This window comes from Paenibacillus sanfengchensis (assembly GCF_036864765.1).
Taxonomy (GTDB): Bacteria; Bacillota; Bacilli; order Paenibacillales; family Paenibacillaceae; genus Fontibacillus; species Fontibacillus sanfengchensis.
In genome coordinates, this window is the sequence record NZ_JBAGJC010000004.1 from 408,010 (window position 1) to 431,302 (window position 23,293).

The 23,293-nt window shown below is 52.4% G+C and carries 19 protein-coding genes, 2 pseudogenes and 1 riboswitch; of the genes and pseudogenes, 17 read left to right on the forward strand and 4 right to left on the reverse strand.

Annotated features, from left to right (window positions below; all coding sequences use genetic code 11):
* Window positions 1–17 precede the first annotated feature (17 nt).
* On the reverse strand, window positions 18–671 hold the full coding sequence (locus V4U84_RS11120) for an anthrax toxin lethal factor-related metalloendopeptidase (RefSeq protein ID WP_334077186.1): 654 nt from the start codon (window positions 669–671) through the stop codon (window positions 18–20).
* Window positions 672–761: 90 nt separating this feature from the next.
* Window positions 762–848, reverse strand: a riboswitch (cyclic di-GMP riboswitch).
* 251 nt (window positions 849–1,099) lie between these two features.
* On the opposite strand from V4U84_RS11120, the gene V4U84_RS11125 reads away from it, so the two are divergent.
* The 15 genes and pseudogenes from V4U84_RS11125 (at window position 1,100) to V4U84_RS11195 (ending at window position 19,594) form a co-directional block, all read left to right on the forward strand.
* On the forward strand, window positions 1,100–4,228 hold the full coding sequence (locus V4U84_RS11125; protein ID WP_334077187.1) for a hybrid sensor histidine kinase/response regulator: 3,129 nt from the start codon (window positions 1,100–1,102) through the stop codon (window positions 4,226–4,228).
* Window positions 4,229–4,406: 178 nt separating this feature from the next.
* On the forward strand, window positions 4,407–4,739 hold the full coding sequence (locus tag V4U84_RS11130; RefSeq protein ID WP_334071309.1) for a DUF4064 domain-containing protein: 333 nt from the start codon (window positions 4,407–4,409) through the stop codon (window positions 4,737–4,739).
* A 387-nt stretch (window positions 4,740–5,126) separates the two neighbouring features.
* On the forward strand, window positions 5,127–5,774 hold the full coding sequence (locus V4U84_RS11135; RefSeq protein ID WP_334071308.1) for a FusB/FusC family EF-G-binding protein: 648 nt from the start codon (window positions 5,127–5,129) through the stop codon (window positions 5,772–5,774).
* 474 nt (window positions 5,775–6,248) lie between these two features.
* Complete coding sequence (locus V4U84_RS11140) at window positions 6,249–6,815, forward strand: delta-aminolevulinic acid dehydratase (RefSeq protein ID WP_334077188.1); 567 nt, start codon at window positions 6,249–6,251, stop codon at window positions 6,813–6,815.
* Between the two features lie 155 nt (window positions 6,816–6,970).
* A pseudogene (locus V4U84_RS11145) lies at window positions 6,971–7,411 on the forward strand (LacI family DNA-binding transcriptional regulator); the annotation flags it as partial.
* 156 nt (window positions 7,412–7,567) lie between these two features.
* Complete coding sequence (locus V4U84_RS11150; protein WP_334077189.1) at window positions 7,568–9,307, forward strand: sensor histidine kinase; 1,740 nt, start codon at window positions 7,568–7,570, stop codon at window positions 9,305–9,307.
* Window positions 9,304–10,944 (forward strand): response regulator transcription factor, encoded by a 1,641-nt coding sequence (locus V4U84_RS11155; protein ID WP_334077190.1) that lies wholly within the window; start codon window positions 9,304–9,306, stop codon window positions 10,942–10,944. The genes V4U84_RS11150 and V4U84_RS11155 overlap by 4 nt, the downstream gene beginning before the upstream one ends.
* Before the next feature lie 81 nt (window positions 10,945–11,025).
* Window positions 11,026–11,991: an ABC transporter permease gene (locus V4U84_RS11160; protein WP_148452324.1), complete on the forward strand. Its 966-nt coding sequence runs from the start codon at window positions 11,026–11,028 to the stop codon at window positions 11,989–11,991.
* Window positions 11,992–12,018: 27 nt separating this feature from the next.
* Window positions 12,019–12,906 (forward strand): carbohydrate ABC transporter permease, encoded by an 888-nt coding sequence (locus tag V4U84_RS11165; RefSeq protein WP_334077191.1) that lies wholly within the window; start codon window positions 12,019–12,021, stop codon window positions 12,904–12,906.
* Between the two features lie 50 nt (window positions 12,907–12,956).
* A complete protein-coding gene (locus V4U84_RS11170) occupies window positions 12,957–14,678 on the forward strand; it encodes an extracellular solute-binding protein (protein ID WP_334077192.1) in 1,722 nt (573 codons plus the stop codon).
* A gap of 17 nt (window positions 14,679–14,695) precedes the next feature.
* Window positions 14,696–16,117, forward strand: a complete 1,422-nt coding sequence (locus tag V4U84_RS11175; protein WP_334077193.1) for a glycoside hydrolase family protein — start codon at window positions 14,696–14,698, stop codon at window positions 16,115–16,117.
* 124 nt (window positions 16,118–16,241) lie between these two features.
* Entirely contained in the window at window positions 16,242–18,059 is a 1,818-nt protein-coding gene (locus tag V4U84_RS11180) for an ABC transporter substrate-binding protein (protein ID WP_334077194.1), read from the forward strand.
* A 158-nt stretch (window positions 18,060–18,217) separates the two neighbouring features.
* Window positions 18,218–18,445, forward strand: a complete 228-nt coding sequence (locus tag V4U84_RS11185) for a hypothetical protein (RefSeq protein ID WP_334071300.1) — start codon at window positions 18,218–18,220, stop codon at window positions 18,443–18,445.
* 137 nt (window positions 18,446–18,582) lie between these two features.
* Window positions 18,583–19,188 (forward strand): TetR/AcrR family transcriptional regulator, encoded by a 606-nt coding sequence (locus V4U84_RS11190; protein ID WP_334071299.1) that lies wholly within the window; start codon window positions 18,583–18,585, stop codon window positions 19,186–19,188.
* A gap of 25 nt (window positions 19,189–19,213) precedes the next feature.
* Window positions 19,214–19,594 (forward strand): VOC family protein, encoded by a 381-nt coding sequence (locus V4U84_RS11195; RefSeq protein ID WP_334071298.1) that lies wholly within the window; start codon window positions 19,214–19,216, stop codon window positions 19,592–19,594.
* A gap of 32 nt (window positions 19,595–19,626) precedes the next feature.
* Here the strand turns inward: V4U84_RS11195 and V4U84_RS11200 are convergent, their stop codons facing one another.
* Entirely contained in the window at window positions 19,627–20,217 is a 591-nt protein-coding gene (locus tag V4U84_RS11200) for a TetR/AcrR family transcriptional regulator (protein WP_334077195.1), read from the reverse strand.
* 435 nt (window positions 20,218–20,652) lie between these two features.
* On the opposite strand from V4U84_RS11200, the gene V4U84_RS11205 reads away from it, so the two are divergent.
* Window positions 20,653–22,182, forward strand: a complete 1,530-nt coding sequence (locus tag V4U84_RS11205) for an ABC-F family ATP-binding cassette domain-containing protein (RefSeq protein ID WP_334071296.1) — start codon at window positions 20,653–20,655, stop codon at window positions 22,180–22,182.
* A 30-nt stretch (window positions 22,183–22,212) separates the two neighbouring features.
* On the opposite strand, the pseudogene V4U84_RS11210 reads toward V4U84_RS11205, so the two are convergent.
* Both V4U84_RS11210 and V4U84_RS11215 read right to left on the reverse strand, forming a co-directional pair.
* Window positions 22,213–22,365, reverse strand: a pseudogene (locus V4U84_RS11210) (ATP-binding cassette domain-containing protein); the annotation flags it as partial.
* Between the two features lie 21 nt (window positions 22,366–22,386).
* Window positions 22,387–22,656, reverse strand: a complete 270-nt coding sequence (locus V4U84_RS11215; protein ID WP_334071295.1) for a hypothetical protein — start codon at window positions 22,654–22,656, stop codon at window positions 22,387–22,389.
* Between the two features lie 456 nt (window positions 22,657–23,112).
* Between V4U84_RS11215 and V4U84_RS11220 the strand changes: the two genes are divergently transcribed.
* Complete coding sequence (locus V4U84_RS11220; protein WP_334071294.1) at window positions 23,113–23,262, forward strand: aspartyl-phosphate phosphatase Spo0E family protein; 150 nt, start codon at window positions 23,113–23,115, stop codon at window positions 23,260–23,262.
* The last annotated feature ends 31 nt before the right edge of the window (window positions 23,263–23,293 follow it).

A 23,293-nucleotide genomic window follows, 5' to 3' on the forward strand; every position in this document is an offset into this window, starting at 1 on the left:
TGCCTTCTGTTATTAATCTATTTATTGGCGAACAGCTTGTCCAAAAATGCGTAAGTCAAAGGCATGTCTTCTTTCAACTGTTGCCGGGTTTTGTCGCTGTAAAAGTACAAGGTTGCGGTTTCCGCGAAATATTCAGTCGAGTAAACCGAAACGTAGCCATCGCCGCCGTAATCGTTGCCTGCTTCTTTCTTCCAAATCTCGACAAATTCGGGCGACGAACTGACGTTGTTCAAAACGATTCTGTCAATCGCATGGAAGGTTTCGTGCAGCTCCAGATTTTGTCCATTATGGCCGTTGCCTTTGTTGCTGTAACCGATTCTAACGATGACCACATTGGAACTTACTCCAGGCACATCGTCCCAGGTTAACCCGGTGTTCTCCCATCCTCTGGGAGTAACGCCTTTGTACTCCGCAAACTCCGGCTCATCCGTAATTTTGCCGTTCACCAGTTTGATTTTGACGCCGTTGTCTTGCAGGCCTATTAGCAGGGAAGCGGGAATCGCGGATAGACGGCTCATCATTATGTCGGCTTCGTTCTTGCTGTAGTCACCTTGAGGCAGCACGACAATGTCGCTAACCAGACTTCTGCTGCTGTCTTCCGCATACGCGGGAATAGCCGCTAGATTCATAGAAAAAATGAGGGCAATCGCCAAATACAAAATACGCTTCATCCCGGTTCCTCCCTAAACAGCATCGCAAGCAATGCGTTCTGACCGAATCAGGAAGTAACGAAATTCCGCGAAATTGCGTTTGGCTTCCATATCGGCAACTGGCTGGCATAACGGTTCCCCGTGGTAGCCCCTATAGCTTTGCGTCCCCATCTTTCGATGGATTTGCCTTTATCAATATGAAGATAGAGAACTAAATGAGTCGAATGGCCGAAACATCTGAATCTATAAATCTAGCTTTAGAATAAGTCCGAAAGACTATGCCGTCAAGAGGTCTATGCAAAATTTTGTCGATCCGCCGACTGTTTCGGGCCTTGTTGCCTAAGACTTGCGGATAGCTGTTTCAAACGATTCTTAACGGATGATACGACGATTGCACCATAACCAAAAAATGAAGGAGTTTCGAGGGTAACTGTCGAATCTGCCTATCTATGATGAGAAAAAGAAAAATTGCGGCTATCGTCGGCTTGTTCCTGCTTGTGCTGACGGTGGTTCGTCTCGTATGGATGAATGTACAAACGACTACGACACGGGTTGAAGCCGAAGAGGGGCTGTTGGACTTGCGCCAATGGACCTTCTCTTCCAAGCCGGTTCTTTCGCTGGAGGGACAATGGCAATTCTATCCTTCGCAGTGGCTCGGGCCCGATTCGGGAGGTTCTATTGAGCCCAAAGGCGGCGCCGTCAAAACGGTGGCGATTCCCGGGAGCTGGCAGCGGGATTTTTCGCCGCCGCGCCGTTCCACCTTCGGATACGGAACATACCGTCTGCGTATTTTACTGCCGACCGAAGGCGAAGGCTTGCCGAGTTTAACGGTTCGCGTGCCGAGGCTTTCGGCCTCTTCGGCTTTGTACGTGAACGGACGGTTGCTGGGAAGCTCCGGCCATCCGGCGGATCTTCCTTCGTCCTATAAAGCCGGCATTGTGCCCTATTCCGTCACGTTCGCGGCCGACCGCGATGTGCTGGATATCGCGCTGCACGTCGCCAATTATGACAACCGCGTCATGGGCGGTCTGACGGAGCCCGTCATGTTCGGGACGGAGAAAGTGATGGAACGGGTCTATTGGCTCTCCGCAGGGTCGCAGGCGGCGATGTTTTTGCTGATGCTCATGCATGCCCTGTACGCCCTCATTCTTTATTTCATCGGCGCCCGACAAAAGACGCTCCTGATTTTCTCCCTGCTGGCGCTATGCGGGGCGGCCGCTCTCTCCGTCGACCAGGACCAAATTTTGTCTGCCTGGTTCGCGGTTGATTATGAATCGGCCCATAAAGTTTACTACCTTTCGTACCTGGGGGCGGCCGCGCTGCTGCTGCAATTTATAAAAGGGCTGCTCCCGGAGTTCCGGATCCTCCGTTTCTCCCGGTGGCACTTGATCGCCTGCGGCGTTTTCGGGTTGTTTATTTTGGCGCTGCCGGTCAGGTTGATTACCTATGCGGACGGATTGCATACGGTGCTGATGCTGATTCCTTTCGGAGCAGCTCCGGTTTTCCTTTATCTGGCGGTACGGAGAGGTGTCCCGGATGCGATTTATTTGTTGCTCGGCATGGTAGCCGTCGCCTCGAATCTGATCTGGGGCCTCCTAAGTTATTCGTTCTTTCTCGATATGGGCTTTTACCCACTTGATTTTCTGGCTTTGTTTATCGCCTTTGCGTCGTACTGGTTTAAGCAGTATTTCCGCAATGCCGAGGAGAGCGCGAGACTGGCGGAGCAGTTGCAGGAAGCCGACAAACGCAAGGACGAGTTCCTGGTCCAAACCTCGCACGAGCTGAGAAATCCGCTGCACGGCATGTTGAACATGGCCCAGACCGTGCTCGACAGCGGCGGCGGATCGGATGTGGAAGTCAATCGCGATCGTCTGAAACTGCTGGTTTCGGTGGGCAAACGGATGTCTTTTCTGCTCAACGACCTGATCGACTTGACCCGGCTGCGGGAGAACCGCATTCGGCTGAATCCGGAGCCGCTGCGCCTTCAAGCGCAGGTGACGGGGGCGCTCGATATGGTCCGGTTTATGACGGAAGGGAAGGCGATCCGCCTTGAGAACCATATTCCGATTTCGTTGCCGCCAGTGCTTGCGGATGAGAACCGGCTGCTGCAAATTCTCTTCAACCTTCTGCATAACGCGGTCAAGTTTACGAATGAAGGGCGAGTCGCGATCGAAGCGGAAACCGTTGGGGATACGGTCGTTGTCCGCATTACGGATACCGGGATCGGGATGGACGAAGCCTCCTTGAGCCGGATATTCCAGCCTTACGAACAAGGCGGGGAGCGGACGGCAACGAACGCGTCGGGGTTTGGTCTGGGCCTTGCGATCACCAAGCAACTGGTGGGGCTTCATGGGGGCGAGCTGACGGTCAGTTCGACGCCGAACGCAGGCTCGGTCTTTCGGTTTACGTTGCCCATAGCTAAGCCAGACGAAGCCGAAACGGCGGAAAATGAGGCCATCGCACAACCCCCGTTAGAAGCGCAGGCAGGGATTTCCCGCGTCGAGGCGGATATCGCTGCCGCTTCGGAAAACCCGGTACGCGGAGACCGGCCCCGCATTCTCGCCGTCGACGATGACGCGGTGAACCTGCGCGTCCTGACCAACGCGCTCGCCCCGGATCAATATGAGCTCAGGACGGCCACCAGAGGTTCCGAGGCCCTGTCGATTATGAATTCGAGTGCCTGGGATTTGCTTGTCGTGGACGTCATGATGCCGGGCATGTCCGGCTATGAAGTAGCCCGGAACGTCCGGACTCTTTTCTCGCACTCCGAATTGCCGATCCTGCTGCTCACGGCCCGGCACCGGACAGAAGATATAGAGGCGGGTTTTCGAGCAGGGGCCAACGATTACCTGGTCAAACCCGTCGACGTCCATGAGTTGAAAGCTCGGGTGAAGGCGCTCACGGACGTCGCCAGAGCCGCGCGCGAACAATCGCGTTTGGAAGCGGCGTGGCTGCAGGCTCAAATTCAGCCGCATTTTCTGTTTAATACGCTGAATTCCGTTGCCGCGCTCGTCGAAATTGATCCCGACCGCATGCAGCGCTTACTGCTGGCGTTCGGAGATTACCTGCGGGCCAGCTTTGACTTCGCGAACCTGGAACGGTTGGTGCCCCTGCGGAAGGAGCTGGATTTGGTACGAGCTTATTTGTACATTGAGAAAGAGCGCTTCGGAGACCGCCTTCAGGTGGAGTGGGAGGTGGACGACCGTCTCGAGTTGCTGGTTCCGCCGTTGTCCATCCAGCCTTTAGCGGAGAATGCGGTCCGTCATGGCCTGCTTCGTCGCAGCCGGGGAGGCACCGTCCGGATTCGGGTTATCGACAGGGAGGATTGCACGGAAATTTCTGTTGAAGACGACGGAGTCGGGATCGACCCCGACACGCTGCGGCGGGTTCTGTCCCCGGTGGATGACTTCGGCAAAAAAACGGGGGTCGGCCTGGCCAATACCGACCGGCGTTTAAAGCAGCTGTTCGGGAAAGGCTTGCAAGTGCAGGGGGCGCCCGGACAGGGCACGATCGTCTCTTTTGTCGTCCCGAAGCAAGCGGCCAACGATTCGTTCCTCCCCGAGAAGTTTAGAGGCTGAGCGGAGTGGGCTGTGAATCTCCCGGGCATCCGATGGGCACCAATCTGGCGTGATATCGGGAAAAATTGGGGTGGATATCGCTACGAACCGGTTATTTTCGAAAAAATAGGAAAATAGGTAGTCGTGCGGAATGACATCTGGTATATTTGAACTATAAAATGTAGGAGGGAAAACAAGTATGTTTGCAATGGGATTAATTGCGGGAATTTTCGGTATTATTGCGTCCCTTATCGCAATGTTTGTCGGAGGCCTCGGGTCGGCTTTATCGGTCAGTGGATCGTCCAGTGTTACAGGATTGGGTATCGCTGCACTCTTATTAAGCATCTTGGGTATTGTGGGGGCGTCTCTCTCGAAGTCCAAACCTAAACTGGCCGGTTGGTTTATGTTGGTAAGTGGTGTTGGCGGTTTTATAAGCATTTCGATGTTCTACATACTATCCGGGGTTCTGTTCGTAGTTGCAGGATTCATGGGTGTTCTTAGTAAAAAGAAATCTCCAGACGTAGCGGCATAATCCGGCCCCCCTTTTGTAAGGGGGCTTTTTTATTCGCCGTGATGCTCGGGTTCCCCAAGACGCTCCGGCAGGGTAGCGTGTTTGCCGATTCGTGCTCCAACCGGTCCACCGTGCAGTATGGGGGCAGGGAGAACGCTATGAATTGCGCTAACTGGAGATTGGTGCTATACTTTTGCGCATGATCTGTGATAGGGGGTTGTGGAGATGGCAATGCTGGATTGCTCATTTGCTAGGAAGTCCTCATGCAAAGCCTGATCTGGGGCGATACTTTGCGTGAGGTGCGATAGGATGAATTCGATCGCCCAAACTCTTCATTTTATCGTTTCTAATAACAGGCTTTGCACCTTATTGAGAATTACGTTCATATCAAATAAGGGGCTGAAAGCTATGAGTACACCATTTATTAGAAACCACCAATTTAACATCATTAAGAAACAAGCGGAATTTCTTCAGAATACGTTGCGGACGGTTGCGGATCGGCGTGTTCTGGAAACGGTAAGATATCGGGCCGCGGCGAATATTGTTGAAGCATTTCCCTATTTGTCCGAGGAACAGAAGAAGAGGCTTGAACAGATATCGACCTTCGAGACGGCCTTCGAATTCCAGCGATATCTTAACGAGTTGGAACCTTATCTGGAACCGTATCCGCCCATTACGCTGAAACAGATTCAGAAGCTATTCCCTAAAAATAAAAAGCTGAAAGTACCGGATTTAAACTCCGTCGACTTCCGGTATGTGACCTATCTGAGTTGGGTGGATATCGCCACGAGCCGGTTATTTATCGTTTATCCGTTTGAAGACCGGTTCATCGGCGTGGAGGGGAGAATTACACCGATCAACAAGAAGGGGTATTGCCTGTTCTGCAACCGACAGCATGAGCTTGCCTTCTTCTCGGTCCGAACCAAGTCCCCCCATGCTTCACCGGATAATATCTCCGCCGTTGGTCACTACGTATGTATGGACAACCAAGGGTGTAACCAGAGTATTACCGATACCGGATCCCTGGAGAAGTTTATTCTCTCGGTGAGTAAATAAAACCTAGGCTGCCTTCCGGGCAGCCTTTTTGGTTATATGGATGGAGGATTTTATGGAAAAAGGCTCGACGGATTGAGTGGGCTCTTGAGGCCCAAGGCATGAGTACAGCCGGCAATGGTCATCCGTTTTCCAAAGAAATTTTCTTACGGTCGACCCCTCATCGTTGTTCTTCCCTTCATATTATTTGATTAGATTAAACGGTCAAAACAAAAGGGCAGGCAGCTTGTCCCCCAGGGAATAATTGGGTAAAATGGTGGTGGCAATCTCTATTCCCGTTAATTATCATAGACTTTTCTAGAAGGGATTGAGGTGTTGGTTTTAAAAGAAGGACGACGATACAGGGAGGATTTACCCATGAAGTTCAAACATTAACGCCTAGCGGTTGCGGTTGGATCTAGGGCCCGGGCGCCTCCATGATTCGATTGGTTGTATGAGGACTCGACGCAACAAATCCAAAATGTGGAGGAATGGGAAATGAGCAAACCCTTAATGAATGTGGCTTTGGTATGCGGCCCCGATAATGATATGGAGATGCAGGCCATGCGTGCTGCCTTGGAGTTATTCGGCGTAAGAGTATTTACGTATTGGATCGGCCGGCCTGATGACTTGATTTCCGTCTTGAACGGGGAGGACCTTTATCCGGGTACCGATCTGATCGTGCTTCATTTCCACGGGGACGAAGGCAAAATGATCATGCCCGAACTGGGCGAGGACGTTTACGAAGACGGGGAGCCCAGGGGCGATTTTGGCCCGGACGAGATTCGGCGGTATGCGAAGCTTGAAGGGAAAACCGTGTTCGGCAACGGATGCACGCTGGGGGACCCGGCTTTGGCCCGGGCTTTTCTGGACGGCGGCTGCCGGATTTACATCGGACCGGACGATTACCCGGAGGGCAATGCGGCTCTGATGTTTATGCTGCGTCTTTTTTACGAGATGTGCCAAAACCTGAAACCATTGAAAGAGGCTTACCGACTTGCCAGGTCCATGGATGAAGAAAACATGACGATGTATCGGATCTATGAAAACGAGGCGTTGGCTTAAAAGAAAATTTAAACTTAAACCTGAGAGCAGGAGATCATGGAGATCTCCTGCTCTTCGTTTTATAGACAGACTTTAATCCGGCTATCCTATATATTGAAACGTTTCCATTCCAATGTTATGCTGATGTTCAGAGAAGGTAATAACGGGGGAGTTTTATGACGAGTATCAAGGATATCGCGCAAATAGCCGGTGTGGCTGTAGGAACGGTCTCCCGGGTGATCAACAACTCGGGACCGGTCAAATTGGAAACGCGCCGGAAGGTGGAAGAGGTCATCCGGCAGATGAACTATGTGCCTAATGAAGTAGCCCGGAATTTTAAAATGCAGAAGTCCAAGATGGTTGCGCTGCTGCTGCCCAGTATTTGGCATCCGTTTTTTTCCGAATTAGCTTACTATATCGAGGATGAGCTCGATCAAAGCGGATTCAAGCTGATGCTCTGCAACAGCGGGGGCAAACCGGAGAAGGAGCTGTACTACCTGGATATGCTCCGGCAGAACAAGGTGGCGGGGATTGTGGGAATTACTTATAACGATATTGAGAATAGCGTCGGCCCGGAAATTCCGATGGTCAGCATCGACCGGCGTTTCGACCGGAAGTTTTACTCAAAAGTAGAAACGTTTCACTTATTTATGATAGCGCTTCCTAATTGGCGTTCAAGCGCCATTTCTCACTCCAAAAGTCCCAAATAGCATCGGCTCTCGGCGACGACAGACACGGTAAACCAAGCGACATCAAGGGAGGGATTGTCTTCTATGAAAAGCAAACCGCACAAAAAAAACAATCTCGTTTTCAACATGCTTTATAAACGTTTTCTTCTGGTGATCGCTTCCATCCTGATCATCGCCATTATTTTCGGCGTCGCCTTGTTTTTGCGCAGTCAGCGGTATTATTCGGAGATCATTTATAACAAACAGGTCGAACGGCTAAAATTCGTTCATCGCGATATCGAAAGCGAAATCGAAACGATCAAACGCATTCAGTACGGAGTCTTGATGGACGAAAGTGTGGATAATTTGCGCTATCTCTATTCATCCAGCCCTTACTTCCTGCGCTATCAAATGATCCATTCGATGATGGATCAAATGAAATCGTTGAAAAACAGCAGCCGCTTGGTATCGGACGCGGCCATTTACTTTAAATCTATCGGCAAAGTGATCGGCGGCGAGGAAATTAACGATATGGAACCCAACACCTGGATGGAGATGGAGCAGGTTTTATTTCCAAACTCTTCCACGCTGATGACCTACCATAATCGCTTAATCATTATAGAAGGGGTTACTAATGCGCAGGACAACCCGTCTCTGGATTGCGTCCTGATCGTGGAACTGGACAAGCGGGCGATCGAAGAACAGTTAAAGAACGCTCTGCTGACCGACGAGGATATGATCGTGCTCACCGGAGGCAAGCGGCCGTTTATCGTTGCCAGCGGGCACGAGGGCTACACCTTGCCTATGGATGAGGTGATTTCCGGGCAGCGCGTGAAACTCGCCGACAAGAAATTCGACGTGATCCGAAGCGAGTCCGAAGTTCTCGGGACCCGGCTTCTATGGCTGTATGTCGATAACTCGAATCAGGTTCTGATCGGAATCGGACTTACGCTTTTGCTGTTATTTATCGCAATCATCGCGATCATCGTACTGTCCGGCTTTCTCGACTCCTACCGCCGCGTCTACCACCCGCTGAAGCTTCTGCTGGAGGATGCCTTCGAGCAAGTGCGATCCGGTAATTTCAAGTACAGGATACTCCACTACGAACAGACGTATTTTGCCAAGCTGTACGACAGCTTTAATGAAATGGTCGGCCAGATCGATTTCTTGATTGAAAAAGATTTAAAGCAGCAGCTTCTGATCAGCCATGCTCAGTTGAAGCACCTGCAGGCGCAGATCAATCCTCATTTCATGTATAACAGCTATTATCTTCTTTATCGCATGATCAAAATGAGAGATTACGATAACAGCGTCGTATTCTGCGAGCATCTCGGTAAATTTTATGAGTACATTACCCGCGACGGCGAGGATGAAAAAACGCTTGCGGAAGAGGTGGCGCACGCGCGGAACTACGCGTCCATTCAAAGTTTTCGCTTCAAAAATCGCGTGAACATCGAATTTTCCGAGCTGCCTGCCCGGTGGACCCACAAACCGGTTCCCCGTCTGATTCTCCAGCCCTTGTTGGAAAACGCCTTTCAGTACGTGTTTGAAAAAGTGTCTTCGGACACGGCCGGCATCTTAAGCGTCTCCTTCCGGGAACATGGCGAGGAACTGGTCATCCGAGTCGAAAACAGCGGAGACCTCGACAGGAGCGCGTTAGAGCATATCCGAACCTTGATCGAGCCGGGGAGTAAGGCCGGACAGACCACGGCATTAAGGAATATTCATAAACGAATGCAAATTTATTTCGATGAACGTGCCGGACTGAGCATATCGCAATCACGGCTTGGCGGACTTTGTGTCGAGATTGTTATACCGAACGGAGAAAGCGAGGGGAAATCATGAACAATTCGGGTCAAAAACTGCTGATCGTGGACGATGAGCCCACCATTGCCGACGGATTACGGATGATGTTTCGGGAGCGGGAGGACCTCGGGCTGACAGTGGAGGCCGCTTATTCTTCGAAAGATGCACTTTTTCTATTTACGGCTTTTCGCCCGGATGTGGTTCTGCTTGACATTCACATCCCGGGTATATCCGGGCTCGAATTGGCGGGACGGATGCGCGAAATTCTCCCCGCCGTCAAAATTATTTTTCTGACCGGTTACGATTATTTCGAGTACGCCTACAAGGCGATCAAGCAAGACGCTTACGACTATATTCTGAAAACCGAGGGAGACGACAAAGTGATCGCGGCGGTCATGGCGGCCCTGGACCGGATCGCCTATGAGCAAGGACTGGAGGGCCAGTATGTTGAGGCCCAAGCTCGCCTTGCCACCATGCTTCCGGTGTTCAGGGAGCATATGCTGTCGGCGCTGCTTGCCGAATCTTCGCCCGACACGGACGCGATGTTCCGGGCGATGAATGAGTTGGGGGATTCATTTATGCCGGGCCACCCCGTGTTGGTTCTCCTCGGGCGAAACTGCTCCGAGCAGTTGTCCTTCACGAGGAAAGGGCTCGTTCAATTGACCGTGGAGGAAATCCTCAAGGCCCAGTTGCAACCTTCACCCCTGCAAATTCTCAGCACAAGCCATCGGGAAGATATTCTCTGGTTTTTGGTCGGCCGGGACAGTGAACTTGGCCCGCCTACCGTGCCGATGCCGCTCCTGGAGGATATTCAGGCGATTCTGGCGGAACGCACGGGATGCAAGCTTTCTTTTGTGCTAGCGAAACAACCAGGAAGCTGGATGGAAATCGGCCGCGTTTACCGGTCGCTTCAAAGAACGCTGGCGCTCTTTGATCTGTGCAGCCAGGAAGGAATCGCCACGGAAGGAGACAGATATCCCGGAGAGTCGTTCACTTCGGAGGACGAAGAGTGCGCCGTTGTCTTACGTTTGCTGCCGCGTGTGGAAATGCTCAGGACTCATCTGCAAAGCGGCAATCTGGATTCGTTCCGGAGTCTTCTGGACGAGGTGTGCCGGGTGTTGTCCCGGCTTCGCAACGCCTACCCGCTGCACACGATGGAGCTTTATCTTGCGGCCGGCAAAACGCTGCTCGGCCATTTGAACGAAACCCGGCTGTACTCGGCGTTGCCGGAGGACATCGATTTGACGCTGCTGTACACGCCCACGCAAATGCCGAGCTGGGTGGAGCGGGCCTCGTATCTGAACAAGCTGGGCCGCGCGCTGTGCGAAGCGGCGGACACGGAGCGGCGGGCCAATGCGGAGACGACCATAAGCCGGATCAAAGAATATATCAACCAGCATTTGGCGGCGGATCTCTCCTTGAACGCGCTCGGGCGGGCGACAGGCTTCAACCCCAGTTATCTTTCGCGGATGTTCAAGCGAGAGGTGGGAATTGGGGTTCACGATTATATCACCCGCTGCAGGATCGATCTGGCCCGGTCGCTGCTGACCCACACGAAAATGAAAATTTACGAGATTTCCCAAAAATGCGGATATGACAATACCAACTATTTTATCCGGAACTTCAAAATACTAGAAGGCGTTACGCCGCAGGAATACAGGAATCGCCACGCTTAAAGGGGGAGCGCCAAAACAAGTAAAGGGATGGAGATAAAAGTCCAAAGATTAGCATGGGAATGGAACGCGAAAAGCCGGATAATGAAATTGCGATCGCAAAGTAAGCGCTTTAAAAAGGGGGAGATTAGAATCGCAGTATCCGGCAAACCGAAGAGAAAATGGTTTCTGGCAGAGCTTCCGTTCCATGTCATGCTTTTGCCGGCGGTCATCCTGACCCTCATTTTCCGTTATGTTCCCATCGCGGGTTTATCCATCGCCTTTATGGATTACCAACCGGTTTTCGGTCTTTCCGACCAGAGGTGGGTAGGCTGGGATAATTTTGAATACGTTTTCAATTTGCCCGGATTTTTCAACGTGCTGTGGAACACCTTGTTTATCGCCGTGATGAAAATCGTCGGCAATCTGATCGTGCCGGTCGTGTTCGCCCTGCTGCTTAATGAAGTCCGTAACCGGTGGTTCAAGCAGTCGGTACAGACGATGCTGTATTTGCCGCATTTTCTGTCGTGGGTGGCGCTGGCCGGCGTGCTCATCGATATTTTGTCTCCGTCGTCGGGCATCATCAACAATCTGCTGACCGGGCTGGGGATGAAGCCGATCTTTTTTCTCGGGGACCCGGCAACCTTTCCGTACACGCTCGTCTTCACCGATGTCTGGAAAGAATTCGGTTGGGGGACGATCATTTACCTGGCATCGATCACCACGATCGACCCGACGCAATACGAGGCCGCTATTATCGACGGGGCGGGCAGATGGAAACAGACCCTTCACGTCACACTGCCTGCCCTGGCGCCGGTCATGCTGCTGCTGATGGTGCTCGGTATCGGTAATGTGCTGCAGGCCGGCTTTGACCAGGTCTACAACTTGTACAGTCCGCAGGTCTACAGCACAGGAGATATTATCGACACCCTTGTGTACCGCATCGGGATCGTGGATGTGCAGTTCGGCCCTGCCACCGCCGTCGGCTTTTTCAAATCGGTCGTGTCCTTCGTGTTGATCGTGATCGGCTATAAGCTGGCCAACAAATGGGCAGGATATAAGGTTTTCTAGCCGCTTATACGAAAGGGGGCTACGGCTATGGAAAATTCCGCATCCAGAAAAGTATTTGTGGTTTTTAACGCTCTGCTCTTGTCGTTTATGGCCTTTATCTGCCTGCTGCCGATCCTGAATTTGATCGCGGTCTCGTTCAGCTCTCGCTCGGTGGTCGAGGCGAATCAGGTCGGACTTTGGCCAAAAGGCTTTAATACCAGCTCGTTTCAATACATTTTTGCAAATCCGCAATTTTTCAAATCGCTGTGGATCACGGTGGAACGGACCTTCCTGGGCTGGGGCATGGAACTCGTGCTGACCATTCTGGTCGCCTATCCTCTGTCCAAGTCCAAAAAGGTGTTTCGCCTGAGAGGGTTCTACGTTTGGTTTTTCATGGTGACCATGGTGTTCAACGGAGGCCTGATTCCCACGTACCTCGTGGTCAACGAGCTTCATCTGGTCAATTCCGTTTGGGCGCTGATTTTGCCGGAAGCGGTGGTGATGTTCAATGTGCTGCTGATGTTGAATTTCTTCCGGACGATTCCCGGCGAGTTGGAGGAGGCGGCTCTGATCGACGGAGCCGGGTGGCTGGTTACGATGGTAAGGGTCTATTTGCCGCTCAGTCTGCCTTCACTGGCAACGATCACACTGTTCATTCTCGTTCGCCATTGGAACAGCTGGTTCGACGGGCTGATTTTCATGAACATGCCGGACCGTTATCCGCTGATGACCTTTCTGCAAACGATGGTCCTGAACCTGGATCTGTCGCAGCTTTCGTCGACGGCGCTCGCGAACAATCCGCAGCTTTTGGAAATCACCGGCAGGTCGCTGCGATCGGCGATGATTCTGGCATGCACGCTGCCGATTTTGCTGGTCTACCCGTTCTTGCAGAGATTTTTCGTCAAGGGGATGCTCTTGGGGAGCGTCAAAGGATAGAAAAGTCGGTATTCGTGTCACAACAACGTTTAATCAAGGGGGAGAGAAATTTGAAAAAACGGAAAACGATGGCGCTGAGAGGATCATTGATTATACTGCTTGTGCTGACGATGGCTGCCATGACGGCATGCGGAGGCGCGACAAAATCGAGCCAGCCGGAGCAGCCTGATACCGGGGCCGTTTCGACGCCGGCAAACGACGGTCCGCTGGTAAAGTACGAGCCGGTCATCGAGCTGTCCGCGATGAAGAACCTGTACGGGGATGAGAGGTACCTTCCCGGCGACGATCTGAATAACAATGTTTGGACCCGGGCCTACGAGAACGAACTAGGCATCAAAATCAATTATCAATGGGCGGTAGCCGGGGAAGGCTTTCAGCAAAAGGTGACGATGGCGGTAGCCTCCGATGATTTGCCCGAGCTTATGACGCTTCCGGCAAAGGATTACTTTACGCTTGCCAAGGCGGGAAAGCTGGCCGACTTAACGCCGTATTTTGACAAATACGCTTCGGACACGTTGAAGGCCACCTTAAACGCGGACGGCGGAAATCAAATGAAGACCGCCTACGTGGACGGCAAGCTTTACGGGATTCCGCAGACGGGCGGCTTCGACGCGACGGCGGATATGATCTGGATTCGCCAGGACTGGCTCGAAAAGCTGAAGCTCCCGGTCCCCAAAACGTTGGATGATGTCGTAAAGATCGCCAAAGCGTTCCGTAATGAAGACCCTGACGGCAACGGGATCAAGGACACGTTCGGCATCGGTTTTCAGAAGGACCTGGTCAGTTCGACCGCCAGCTTTGAAGGCTTCTTTGCCGCCTATCATGCTTACGGCAAGGCTTGGATTCGCGGCGAAGACGGGGTGATTTCGTACGGGGCCATCAAGCCGGGGATGAAAGAGGCTTTGGCGAAGTTGAGAGAGCTGTTTGCGGAGGATTTGATTGACGTGGAGTTCGGCGTCAAGGATTGGAAGAAGGTCGGCGAAGATATCGCGGCGGGGAAGATCGGCCTGTTCTATGGACGAGAAGGATTGCCGTGGATGAGCGCCAAGGACGCCATCGTGAACAATCCGCGGGCCGATTGGATTTGCGTGCCGATCGTCTCGGCCGACGGCCAGCCGGCCAAGCCCGTTACGACCGTGACGATGGAGCGTTATTTTGCCGTACGTGCCGATGTCAAGCATCCGGAAGCGCTCTTGAAAATCATCAACCTGTTCCAGGACAAAATCAACAATCCGAAAACGACCATGGAAACGCTGAATACGTTTGGCGTGGATCCGAAAAGCGGGATTAATTTCGCCGCTTACGCCTTTGGCGGACTCGATCCGTCCGAGGACAAACCGAATAAGTACTTCAAGCAGATCAACGACGTGCTGCAGGGCAAGGAGAAGGTGGAAAACATCCATCCGGAAGCGATCCGTTACTACAACACGATCAAAAATTATATGGACAACGGGATGGATAAGGGAGCCGATCCGCTGGGCTGGAACTACTATAAATTCCTCGGTCCCGATAGCTCCTGGAAGGTGATCGGCTATTACCGCGACAACCAATTGCTCGAACGGTCGGCCTGGTTCGGCTTGCCGACGGCGACGATGAGCCAGAAGGGCGCCACGCTGGACAAGTTGCAGGAGGAGACGTTCATCAAGATCATCACCGGCAGCGCTCCGGTCTCCGACTTCGATACGTTCGTAGAGAATTGGAAGAAGCTTGGCGGAGATCAGATCACCAAAGAAGTGAATGAATGGTACAACGCCACTTTTGAAGCCAAATAGAAGGAGGCCGACTATAGATGAAACAGGGAAGTAGACACCGATTTTATTTGCACGAGGCCGAGCGCGAGAATATGCCGGGACCGGATACTTGCGGTGATTTTATGCCGTTCTATCATCAGGGAATCTTTCATTTGTTTTATTTGCACAAGTACTGCGTTTATGAAGTCCTCACACAGGATTTCGTTCATTACGGAGAGCCGCGGATGGCGATCCCCTGCGGAAGTCCGGAGGATCAGGACTGGCATATCGGCACGGGGAGCGTCGTGGAGCGCCAAGGAGTGTTTCACTTCTACTATACCGGATTCAACGAGAGCTACCGGGACACGCCGGGCAAGCATGAACAGGTGCTGATGCGGGCCATAAGCACCGATCTCATCCATTGGGAGAAGGATGCCTCGTTTCATGTGATGCCGGATACGGAGCATTACGGCGGGTTGCATTGGAGAGATCCCCAGGTGTTCTGGAACGATCAGGAGCAGGAATATTGGATGGCCGTGACCGCGACCGAGAAGGACGCGGATCACAACCGCGGCGGATGCACCCATATAATGAAATCATCCGATTTGGCGAGCTGGCGTGCGGGAACGGCGATCTACGCCCCGGGAACCTTTGCCACACATGAATGCCACGATATATTCCGGATGGGCGATTGGTGGTACATGGTCTTCTCCAATTATTCGCGCTGGTGGGAGACGCGTTATCGGATGGCTCAAAGCCCGAAGGGGCCGTGGATCACGCCGGCGGTCGACGATATGTTTGACGGCCGGGGCTTTTATGCCGCGAAAACGGTCTCTGACGGCAAAAACCGCTATCTGGTCGGCTGGCAGGCCTTCCGCGCCGGTATGGACGATCGGAAGCCGTACCAGTGGGGGGGAAGCACCTTGGTCCACGAATTGGTACAGCGTCCGGACGGCACACTCGGCGTAAAGCCGGTACAAGCTTTGGAGGATTCGTACCGTAAAGCGCTGCCTCAAGCAACCGTGGCTCGCCGCGGGACTTGGACGGTTGAAAACGGGATACGCGGCCATGAACCTTTCGGTTTCGGCTGGACAGAAGTCGCAAGAATGACCGAAGATTGTCTGGTTAGAGCGAAGTTAAGTTGGACGCCGGAGACCCTTGCTTGCGGGCTCATGTTGCATATCGACGGGCAGCGGCTGGAGAAATGGTGCCAGGTTCGGCTGGAGCCTTCAAGGAACAGAGTGATTTTTGACCGCTCCAACAAGTTTGACGGGGATCAGCTGTTTGTCGAAGAAAGGTATGTTCCGCTAGCAGGTGAGCATGAGGCGGAAATTAAGGTAATCACAAGCGGAAATATTGTAATTATCTATATTAACGATACGGCGTTGGCCGCGAGAGCTTACGATTACGAACCCGGTGGCTTGGGACTCTTTGTCGAGCACGGGGAAGCCATATTCACGGAGCTGGACATCATGGAATAACGCAGACTGAGGGGAGAAACCGGGCGTAGGTATTTACGTCCGGTTTTCTGCGTTTCTCTGAAGGCTGTCTTGGCGACTTTTTCTACCCTTTCCGGTACAATATCGGGTAGAGGTGGTTTTTTCGATGCTCTCAACCAACGACTATTATTTTCTCAAATTAAGACAGGTCTATCGACACTGCCCCAATCATCAAGAGATCCCGGTGTCCTCCCAGGAACTGGCCGGAATTTTTGTTTGTACGCTCCGCAACGTCAAGCTTATTGTGAACAAGCTGGTCGAAGACGGATTGCTGGATTTCAGACCGGGGAGGGGGCGCGGGAATACGTCGAAGCTGATTTTTTACCGGGAATTCGATTCGTTTTTGCTGCAGAAAACCGAGGCGCTTCTGAAGGAGCAGGCGATTAGCGAAGCTCTTGAGCTGGTGAAGGAGTTTGGTGAAGGGACGGAAGCCGATCGTTTCCTGGTGGGTTGGGTGAACTCTTTTTTCGGCTACAAAAAACTTCAAGCCCCCCATCAGGAAGTCAAGGATGCGCTCGTCATTCCGATTTACCGGACGATCACGACGCTGGATCCCACCCGGGTGATCTTTGATTCGGATGCGCATTTGATTATGCAAGCGTTCGATACTTTGGTGAAATACGACGCGGACCGCGAAGCCTTCTCGGGCGCTTTGGCCCACGCCTGGGAAACCAATGGATCGTATACCGAATGGCTTTTTCATTTGCGGAAAGGCGTCGTTTTCCACAATGGCCGGCCTCTAACGGCAGAAGCGGTGAAGCAATCCTTCTCCAGGCTGTTCGACTCTCCGCACCGCTGGGTGGTGGACGATATTGACGTGATGGAAGTGAAATCGAGGCATGCTCTGCTGTTTCGGCTGAAACGTCCTAATGCCTTGTTTTTGCATTTTGTCGCCTTCACTCCCGCTTCAGTGGTGGATACATCCGGGATTTCCGACGGTTTCGTGAGATTTTCGGTGGGGACGGGACCCTTTGTCCTCGAAAAAATAACACCGGACCACTGTATTCTGTCCGCCTTCGATGCCTACTTCGGTTACCGGCCTCATTTGGACCGGATCGAGGTAGTCCGGGTCTCGGAATATTTCAAGGAGAGCTTGGACGGATCGGGGCAGTTGTTTATGAATTTGGGGGAAGGGCAGCTTCCGCCGTTTCCCACCCGGTTGGGCCAGTCGGAAGCCCGGTATTCCGGAACGAATGTGCTGACGCTGAACATGCGCAAGAAAGGCCCGCTTCAGAACAAGTCGTTTCGCCGGATCCTCGACCGGATGATCGACCGCGAGGCCTTGCTGGCGTTGGGCGGGATCCGGCATGGGATCGCCAGCGGCTTTCCTTTTAGCGAGACGGCGGGCAGGGCGCGGCATGAGAACGCGAGTACCTTGCCATCCGCGGTAGATTGGGGACAAGAGCTGCGGGACGCGGGATACCTGGGAGAAACGCTGGTGCTTACGACGTATCACCGGCATGAGCCGGATGCCGCATGCATTCGCGAGACCTTGCTCCGCTATGGGGTGCGGATTCAGCTGCAAATTCTGGATTGGGCCGACGTCCCGAATCCGGAAATCCTCCGGCAAACCGATATGCTCCTCTTTGAGGCGACACCGCATGAAGGCGTGATTTCGATGTTTGACTTGTTTTTGTTCGAATGGGGGTTCATCTATCCGTTCCTCGATCCCGAGCACAGGCACAGGCTGGAGGCCTACGTCAACCGGCTCAAAAACGAAGAAGACCCGGCGGCGCGTTTCCGTGAGTACAAGGAGATGGAACAGTACTTTGCCGATGAGGGAGCCATGCTGTTCCTCGTTCATAAAATCATCGATATTACGTACGATTCGTCGCTGGAAGGCGTAGCGTTCACTTCGCGGGGCTGGGCGGACTTCCGGGAGCTTTGGTATAGGTACGAACAGGTGCAGAACGGACAGGCGTAAAGCGGGCATGGGTAGTACGAACAGGAGGAAAGACGGACAGGAGTCCGGTGTGAACAGGAGTAAAGTACGGATAGGTTTGTAATGCGTGAAAAGGTTGCAGATGATCAGGAGTAAAGCGCGAACAGGTGTAAAGGTAGAGGGGCGAAAAGGGTGACGACTTGAACCGAGAGCTGACAAAAAAGCGTGGCCTGAACGTAAAAGATGCAGATCTGCAGGAATTTTTTAATCCGAACGATTGGGGACAGGAAATTCCTGCAAATCTGCAACAATTTTCGGGACAATTCGCCGATTTAGCTTGTCATGCCGGAAAAACCTGCAGATTTGCAGGTTTTTTTAATTTTCGCCCGAAACGCGGGAAAAAGCCTGCGGATTTGCAGGAATTTTAAAGCGAGCCAAATGCGGCGGGACATCGTGGAAGAATATATTGACATTTGGATGCAGATCATATATTTTATGATAGTGAGCACTAACAAACATTGATAACAGACAAATAAAACAAACCAAACTAAAGGAAGGATCCTCTTTGCCAACCAAATCATCTGTTAACGAAACGAAAGACAAATTAATGAACCAGGCCATTGAGCTGATGGCCGAAAAAGGGTACAAGGGCGTGTCGACGAAGGAAATCGCCGCAGCCGCCGGGCTTAGCGAGATGACCCTGTTCCGGAATTTCGGCAGCAAGATGAAGCTGCTGGAAAGCGCAATTGACCGTTACCATTATTCCGTCGAGATGACGAAAATTTTTGAAGAGAACATCCTTTGGGATCTGAAAGCGGATCTGATGATGATCGGTCGAGTGTATCATGAAATGATGGATCGAAACCGCAAGTTGTTCCTGATTGTTTTGAGGGACGAAGAATTGAGGGACATACGCGAAAACGCACAGAAGCATCCTTTGGCACTGTTTGAGCTGTTGAAGAATTATTTTCAGGACATGCAGAATAAAGGAGAAATCATGCAAACGGATGCGGAGGACCAGGCTATTCACTTCATGTGGGTGAACTATGGGGCGTTTATGTCCCGGCTGCTAGGGGGAGCGGCGATGTCCCGGTTTTCCATTCCGGAGTTTATTGAATCCAGCACCGATTTGTTTGTCAGGGGATTGAAGCCGGAGCGCGATATGTTATAAAAGCGAAAAAGGAGAGGGTTACGAGATGAACAAATACAGTCATATCGATCTAAGGGTTAAGCGTTGGGAGGCGGTTGCGCATTTTTACGAAAGTCTGCTGCCCGAGTTGGGATTTACGCAAACTTATCATAGTGCCGATTGGAAGGTGTTTGCCGGGGAGGGCAATCTACCGGATGTACCCTACTTTGCCATTACCGAGGACCCGGAACACCGGCCGAACGGGAACCTGATCGGCTTTTGGGCAAGCGACCGGGAGGAAGTGGATCGCATCGCCGAACGGGTCAAACAGAGCGGGGGAACGATTAATGCCGGTCCGCAGCTTTTTCCCATCAGTCCAACCTATTATGCCTTCTATTTCGAAGATCCTTGCGGAAACAAATACGAGATGGTGCACAGACTGAATTAATAGGCTTGAAGAAAATAAAAGCGGAGGCCGGGTTATAAGCCCTGCTGCCGCTTTTTGCTATCGCAGGTAAAAGGGTTCAATACGCAATCGACCAGCTTCTCAATATAGGTGCTGTCCGGCGTGTTTTTGTGCACCAGGAAACGATGATATACAGGCGCATAGATCAGGTCGAGCGTAATGTCCAAATCAATGTCGGGGAGGAGCTCGCCGCTGCGGATTCCGGCTTCAAGGAATGTCTTGGCTTCATTTCGCTTCGGCTTGAGATAGGAGGAATGAAAGCCCTCCACCACCTGCGAATCCGCTTCGCTGCCCGCGATCATGAACAGTACGGAACGGCCCAGCGGCTGATCGAACAAAGCGGCCATCCCTTTTAACTGGCGGATAAAGTTGTCCCGGACCGGCAAGGTTTCGTCAAAATCCACCCAAGGCGATAGCAGCGACAGAAACACTTCTAGCACCAGCATGGTCTTGTCCCGCCACCACCGGTAAATGGTTGCTTTGCTTACCCCGGCGTGGGCGGCAACCGCATCGATCGTCAAACCGGGGGAACCGGCCTGTTCGATCAACTCAAGCGTCGCCTGAAAAACGGCGTTTTTCGCCGCCTCGCTCCGCGGCCGGCCCAAGGTTCCTTTCGGGCTCTCTTTTCCAAATCGGAACTTCTGTGGTATGATAAAGGCGTATTTTTGGAAAAAGCAGGTGTTTAAGCGATGTATATTCGTCTTGTCAAACTGGTTAGAAAACTCCGCTCCGTACAACTGTTCACGATGAAGCATTGTGCGGAGCTTAATCGGGGAATCGCCTAGATTCCCGTATTCATCGGGTTATGGCTTAGCGCGAAAAGCGTAGAAATCGTTACGCTTATTTCAGTGCGGCTATAACCCGGTGCTTATCTTGATTAAAGGGCCATGGACAATGCTTTGTCCGTGGCCCTTTGTGTTTGGTTCGGGGCTTTGCCTATCTTTCCCGTGGCAGCCAACCGAAAGAGCAGAGGGCCGGCGTCTTGATGACGCGCGGTTTTCTGCTCTTTTTTTATTATGTATGGAAAAGAGGAATAAAGAATGAGCTTATTGGGAGTTTACGATTTGACGCACCGGTTTGCGGACAAAACCCTGTACCGGAATGCCGGGTTGCAGTTGTTCAAGGGTGAGCATATGGGCATCGTCGGCCAGAATGGAGCGGGAAAAAGCACGCTGATTCAAATTTTGACCGGGGCGCTGATTCCGGATTCCGGAACGGTGAAATGGCAGCCTGGCCTCAAGGTAGGTCATCTGGATCAGCACGCCGAAATTCGGGGAACGGATACGATCCGGGCGTATTTGAAAACGGCTTTCGCCGAGCTGTATGCCTTGGAGAATAAAATGAACGAGCTCTATGCGGAGATGGCCGCTTCCGGCGAATATAACAAGCTGGAGCAGGCGGCCAAGATTCAGGAGAAGCTGGAGGGAGGAGACTTTTACACCATTGACAGCCGGATTGATAAGGTGGCCCAAGGGCTCGGCATTCAGGCTATGGGCCTTGACCGGCCGATCCGGGAGCTGAGCGGAGGGCAAAGGGCGAGGGTCATTCTCGCCAAGCTGCTGCTGGAGCAGCCGGATGTACTGCTGCTGGATGAACCGACCAATTTCCTGGATCAGGAGCATGTGGACTGGCTGTCCGGCTTCTTGTCCGGTTTTGGCGGCGCGTTTATCCTGGTCTCCCACGATTTCAACTTCCTGGACAAAGTCACGACTTGTATCTGTGACATCGAGTTTGAAACGATCCGGAAATATACGGGCAAATACAGCGACTTTGTTCGTCAGAAGGAGCATCTGCGCAAGGATTACCTGCGGCAATATCACACACAGCAGAAGAAGATCGAAAAGACCGAGGCGTACATCCGCAAAAATATCGCCGGGGTCAACAGCCGTATCGCCCAAGGGCGCCGCAAGCAGTTGGAGCGAATGGAGCGGCTGGCCCCGCCGGCTTTTGTCCATAAGCCCTCTTTCTTCTTTAAGGAGCTCCCGCTTGCGGGGGAGCTGTCGCTCTTAGTCAAGGGGCTTCGGATCGGCTATGACCGGCCGCTGCTGCCGGGGCTGAGTTTTTCGGTCGGAGGCGGAGAAAAGGTGGGGATTACCGGCTTTAACGGTATCGGGAAATCGACGCTGCTGAATACGCTGGTTCGGCGCATCCCCGCGATTGGCGGACGCTTTCAATTCGCGGAGAGCGTCCGGGTCGGTTATTTTGAGCAGGAACTCGTTTGGGAAGACCTTAAGCTTACCCCAATTCGCTACATGGCCGAGCAATATCCGCGGATGCAGGAGAAGGAAATCCGGCGCAGTCTGGCGCAGTGCGGCTTAAATGCCACGCTCGCCGCCCAGGCGATCGGAACGCTCAGCGGCGGTGAGCAGTCCAAGGTGAAATTGTGCCGGCTGATGCTTTCGCCATGTAATTTCTTGATTCTGGATGAGCCGACCAACCATTTGGATGCGGAAACCAAAGAGGCATTGCAGGCGGCCCTTGTCCGGTTTAAAGGCAGCGTGCTGGTCGTATCGCACGAGCATTCCTTTTATCGGGGATGGGTGGACCGGGTGATGAAGATCGAAGGATGATAGAGTAAGGCTGCCTCAATCGGCAGCCTTTTTTGGCTTTTTGCATAGAATCGCGTTCCACAGCTCACGCCGGGCAAGCACATCGAGTCCGAGCGTCGGTTCGCCCAGGAAAAGGATGCGGGGGTTCGTAATCAACGCCATCGCCATGCTCAGCCGACGCTGTATGCCGCCCGACAACGTTTCGTCGTTGGAGAGCAAGGTGCGTTATGAAGGGGAAGCCACTGGTAAAGGCAACTGTTCCTCCCGGGTTGAGGGTGGCGTTTGCTCTCGTTCCAACGTGTAAAAGCGTTTGAAACCGCCATCGAAGCGAAGCAATTCCTGCAAGGTCCCTCTTTCGGCCACTTGGCCGTTTTCCATATAAAAAATTTCATCATATTGTTTGAGGAGGTCTTCGCTCATATTATGGGTGATCGTAATCAGCGTCAGATCCTTCAACGTGAGCAGCCGGCTTTCAATTTCATAAGCGGTCTGCATGTCAATGGCGGACGTTCCCTCATCCAGTACGAGGATCGGCTTGTTGCGGATAAGGGCAATTCAAGCATGGTTTCCGTTTTTTGTTTTTCGGCGTGGCAGCTTACATAGATTAGACCCATCGTTTCGAAAATGGGATCGAGCTCTTCGCGAATATCGACATCCATGGGCAATTCCTCCCGGATTATTTGGTGTAGGTCTAATCTATTATATGGATGTATAACTCAGGGATCAAGCGCCCGGCTCGGACAACAAGGAATAGACGAGAATGAACGTCGAGGGTGTCTTTTAAATTTTACATAAAATCTCTTTTTAGGAGGTTATTTAGGTGAAACTGTCGAAAGAATGTAATACCACTTTTGGGTTGGTGCGGACAATGCCGGAGTGGGATCCGCATAACGGTCGCCAGTGCACAGCGGACGTATCGCATAGATATTTGAATTTACAGGAGTGTTCGCTTTGGAGTTGATCCGCAAAATCGAGGAACTCCGGTCTGAACTGAATAAACTCGCTGTGTACAAACGCCTGGCCGACCGGGAATTGGTCAATTTGAGTCAGAAGCTTGATCGGTTGCTGAATGAGTTTCAAAAGGACCAGCAAGCGAAGTAATGCAAAGGGAGTCCGCGTTCTGCGGCTCCCT

What these genes read in the sequence shown, in the direction of transcription:
- V4U84_RS11165 (WP_334077191.1), top strand. Translation starts at nt 12,019, where the DNA reads ATGGAAAATTCCGCATCCAGAAAAGTATTTGTGGTTTTTAACGCTCTG.
- V4U84_RS11160 (WP_148452324.1), top strand. Translation starts at nt 11,026, where the DNA reads ATGAAATTGCGATCGCAAAGTAAGCGCTTTAAAAAGGGGGAGATTAGA.
- V4U84_RS11135 (WP_334071308.1), top strand. Translation starts at nt 5,127, where the DNA reads ATGAGTACACCATTTATTAGAAACCACCAATTTAACATCATTAAGAAA.
- V4U84_RS11180 (WP_334077194.1), top strand. Translation starts at nt 16,242, where the DNA reads ATGCTCTCAACCAACGACTATTATTTTCTCAAATTAAGACAGGTCTAT.
- V4U84_RS11125 (WP_334077187.1), top strand. Translation starts at nt 1,100, where the DNA reads ATGATGAGAAAAAGAAAAATTGCGGCTATCGTCGGCTTGTTCCTGCTT.
- V4U84_RS11155 (WP_334077190.1), top strand. Translation starts at nt 9,304, where the DNA reads ATGAACAATTCGGGTCAAAAACTGCTGATCGTGGACGATGAGCCCACC.
- V4U84_RS11205 (WP_334071296.1), top strand. Translation starts at nt 20,653, where the DNA reads ATGAGCTTATTGGGAGTTTACGATTTGACGCACCGGTTTGCGGACAAA.
- V4U84_RS11215 (WP_334071295.1), bottom strand. Translation starts at nt 22,656, where the DNA reads ATGCAGACCGCTTATGAAATTGAAAGCCGGCTGCTCACGTTGAAGGAT.
- V4U84_RS11130 (WP_334071309.1), top strand. Translation starts at nt 4,407, where the DNA reads ATGTTTGCAATGGGATTAATTGCGGGAATTTTCGGTATTATTGCGTCC.
- V4U84_RS11195 (WP_334071298.1), top strand. Translation starts at nt 19,214, where the DNA reads ATGAACAAATACAGTCATATCGATCTAAGGGTTAAGCGTTGGGAGGCG.
- V4U84_RS11120 (WP_334077186.1), bottom strand. Translation starts at nt 671, where the DNA reads ATGAAGCGTATTTTGTATTTGGCGATTGCCCTCATTTTTTCTATGAAT.
- V4U84_RS11140 (WP_334077188.1), top strand. Translation starts at nt 6,249, where the DNA reads ATGAGCAAACCCTTAATGAATGTGGCTTTGGTATGCGGCCCCGATAAT.
- V4U84_RS11175 (WP_334077193.1), top strand. Translation starts at nt 14,696, where the DNA reads ATGAAACAGGGAAGTAGACACCGATTTTATTTGCACGAGGCCGAGCGC.
- V4U84_RS11150 (WP_334077189.1), top strand. Translation starts at nt 7,568, where the DNA reads ATGAAAAGCAAACCGCACAAAAAAAACAATCTCGTTTTCAACATGCTT.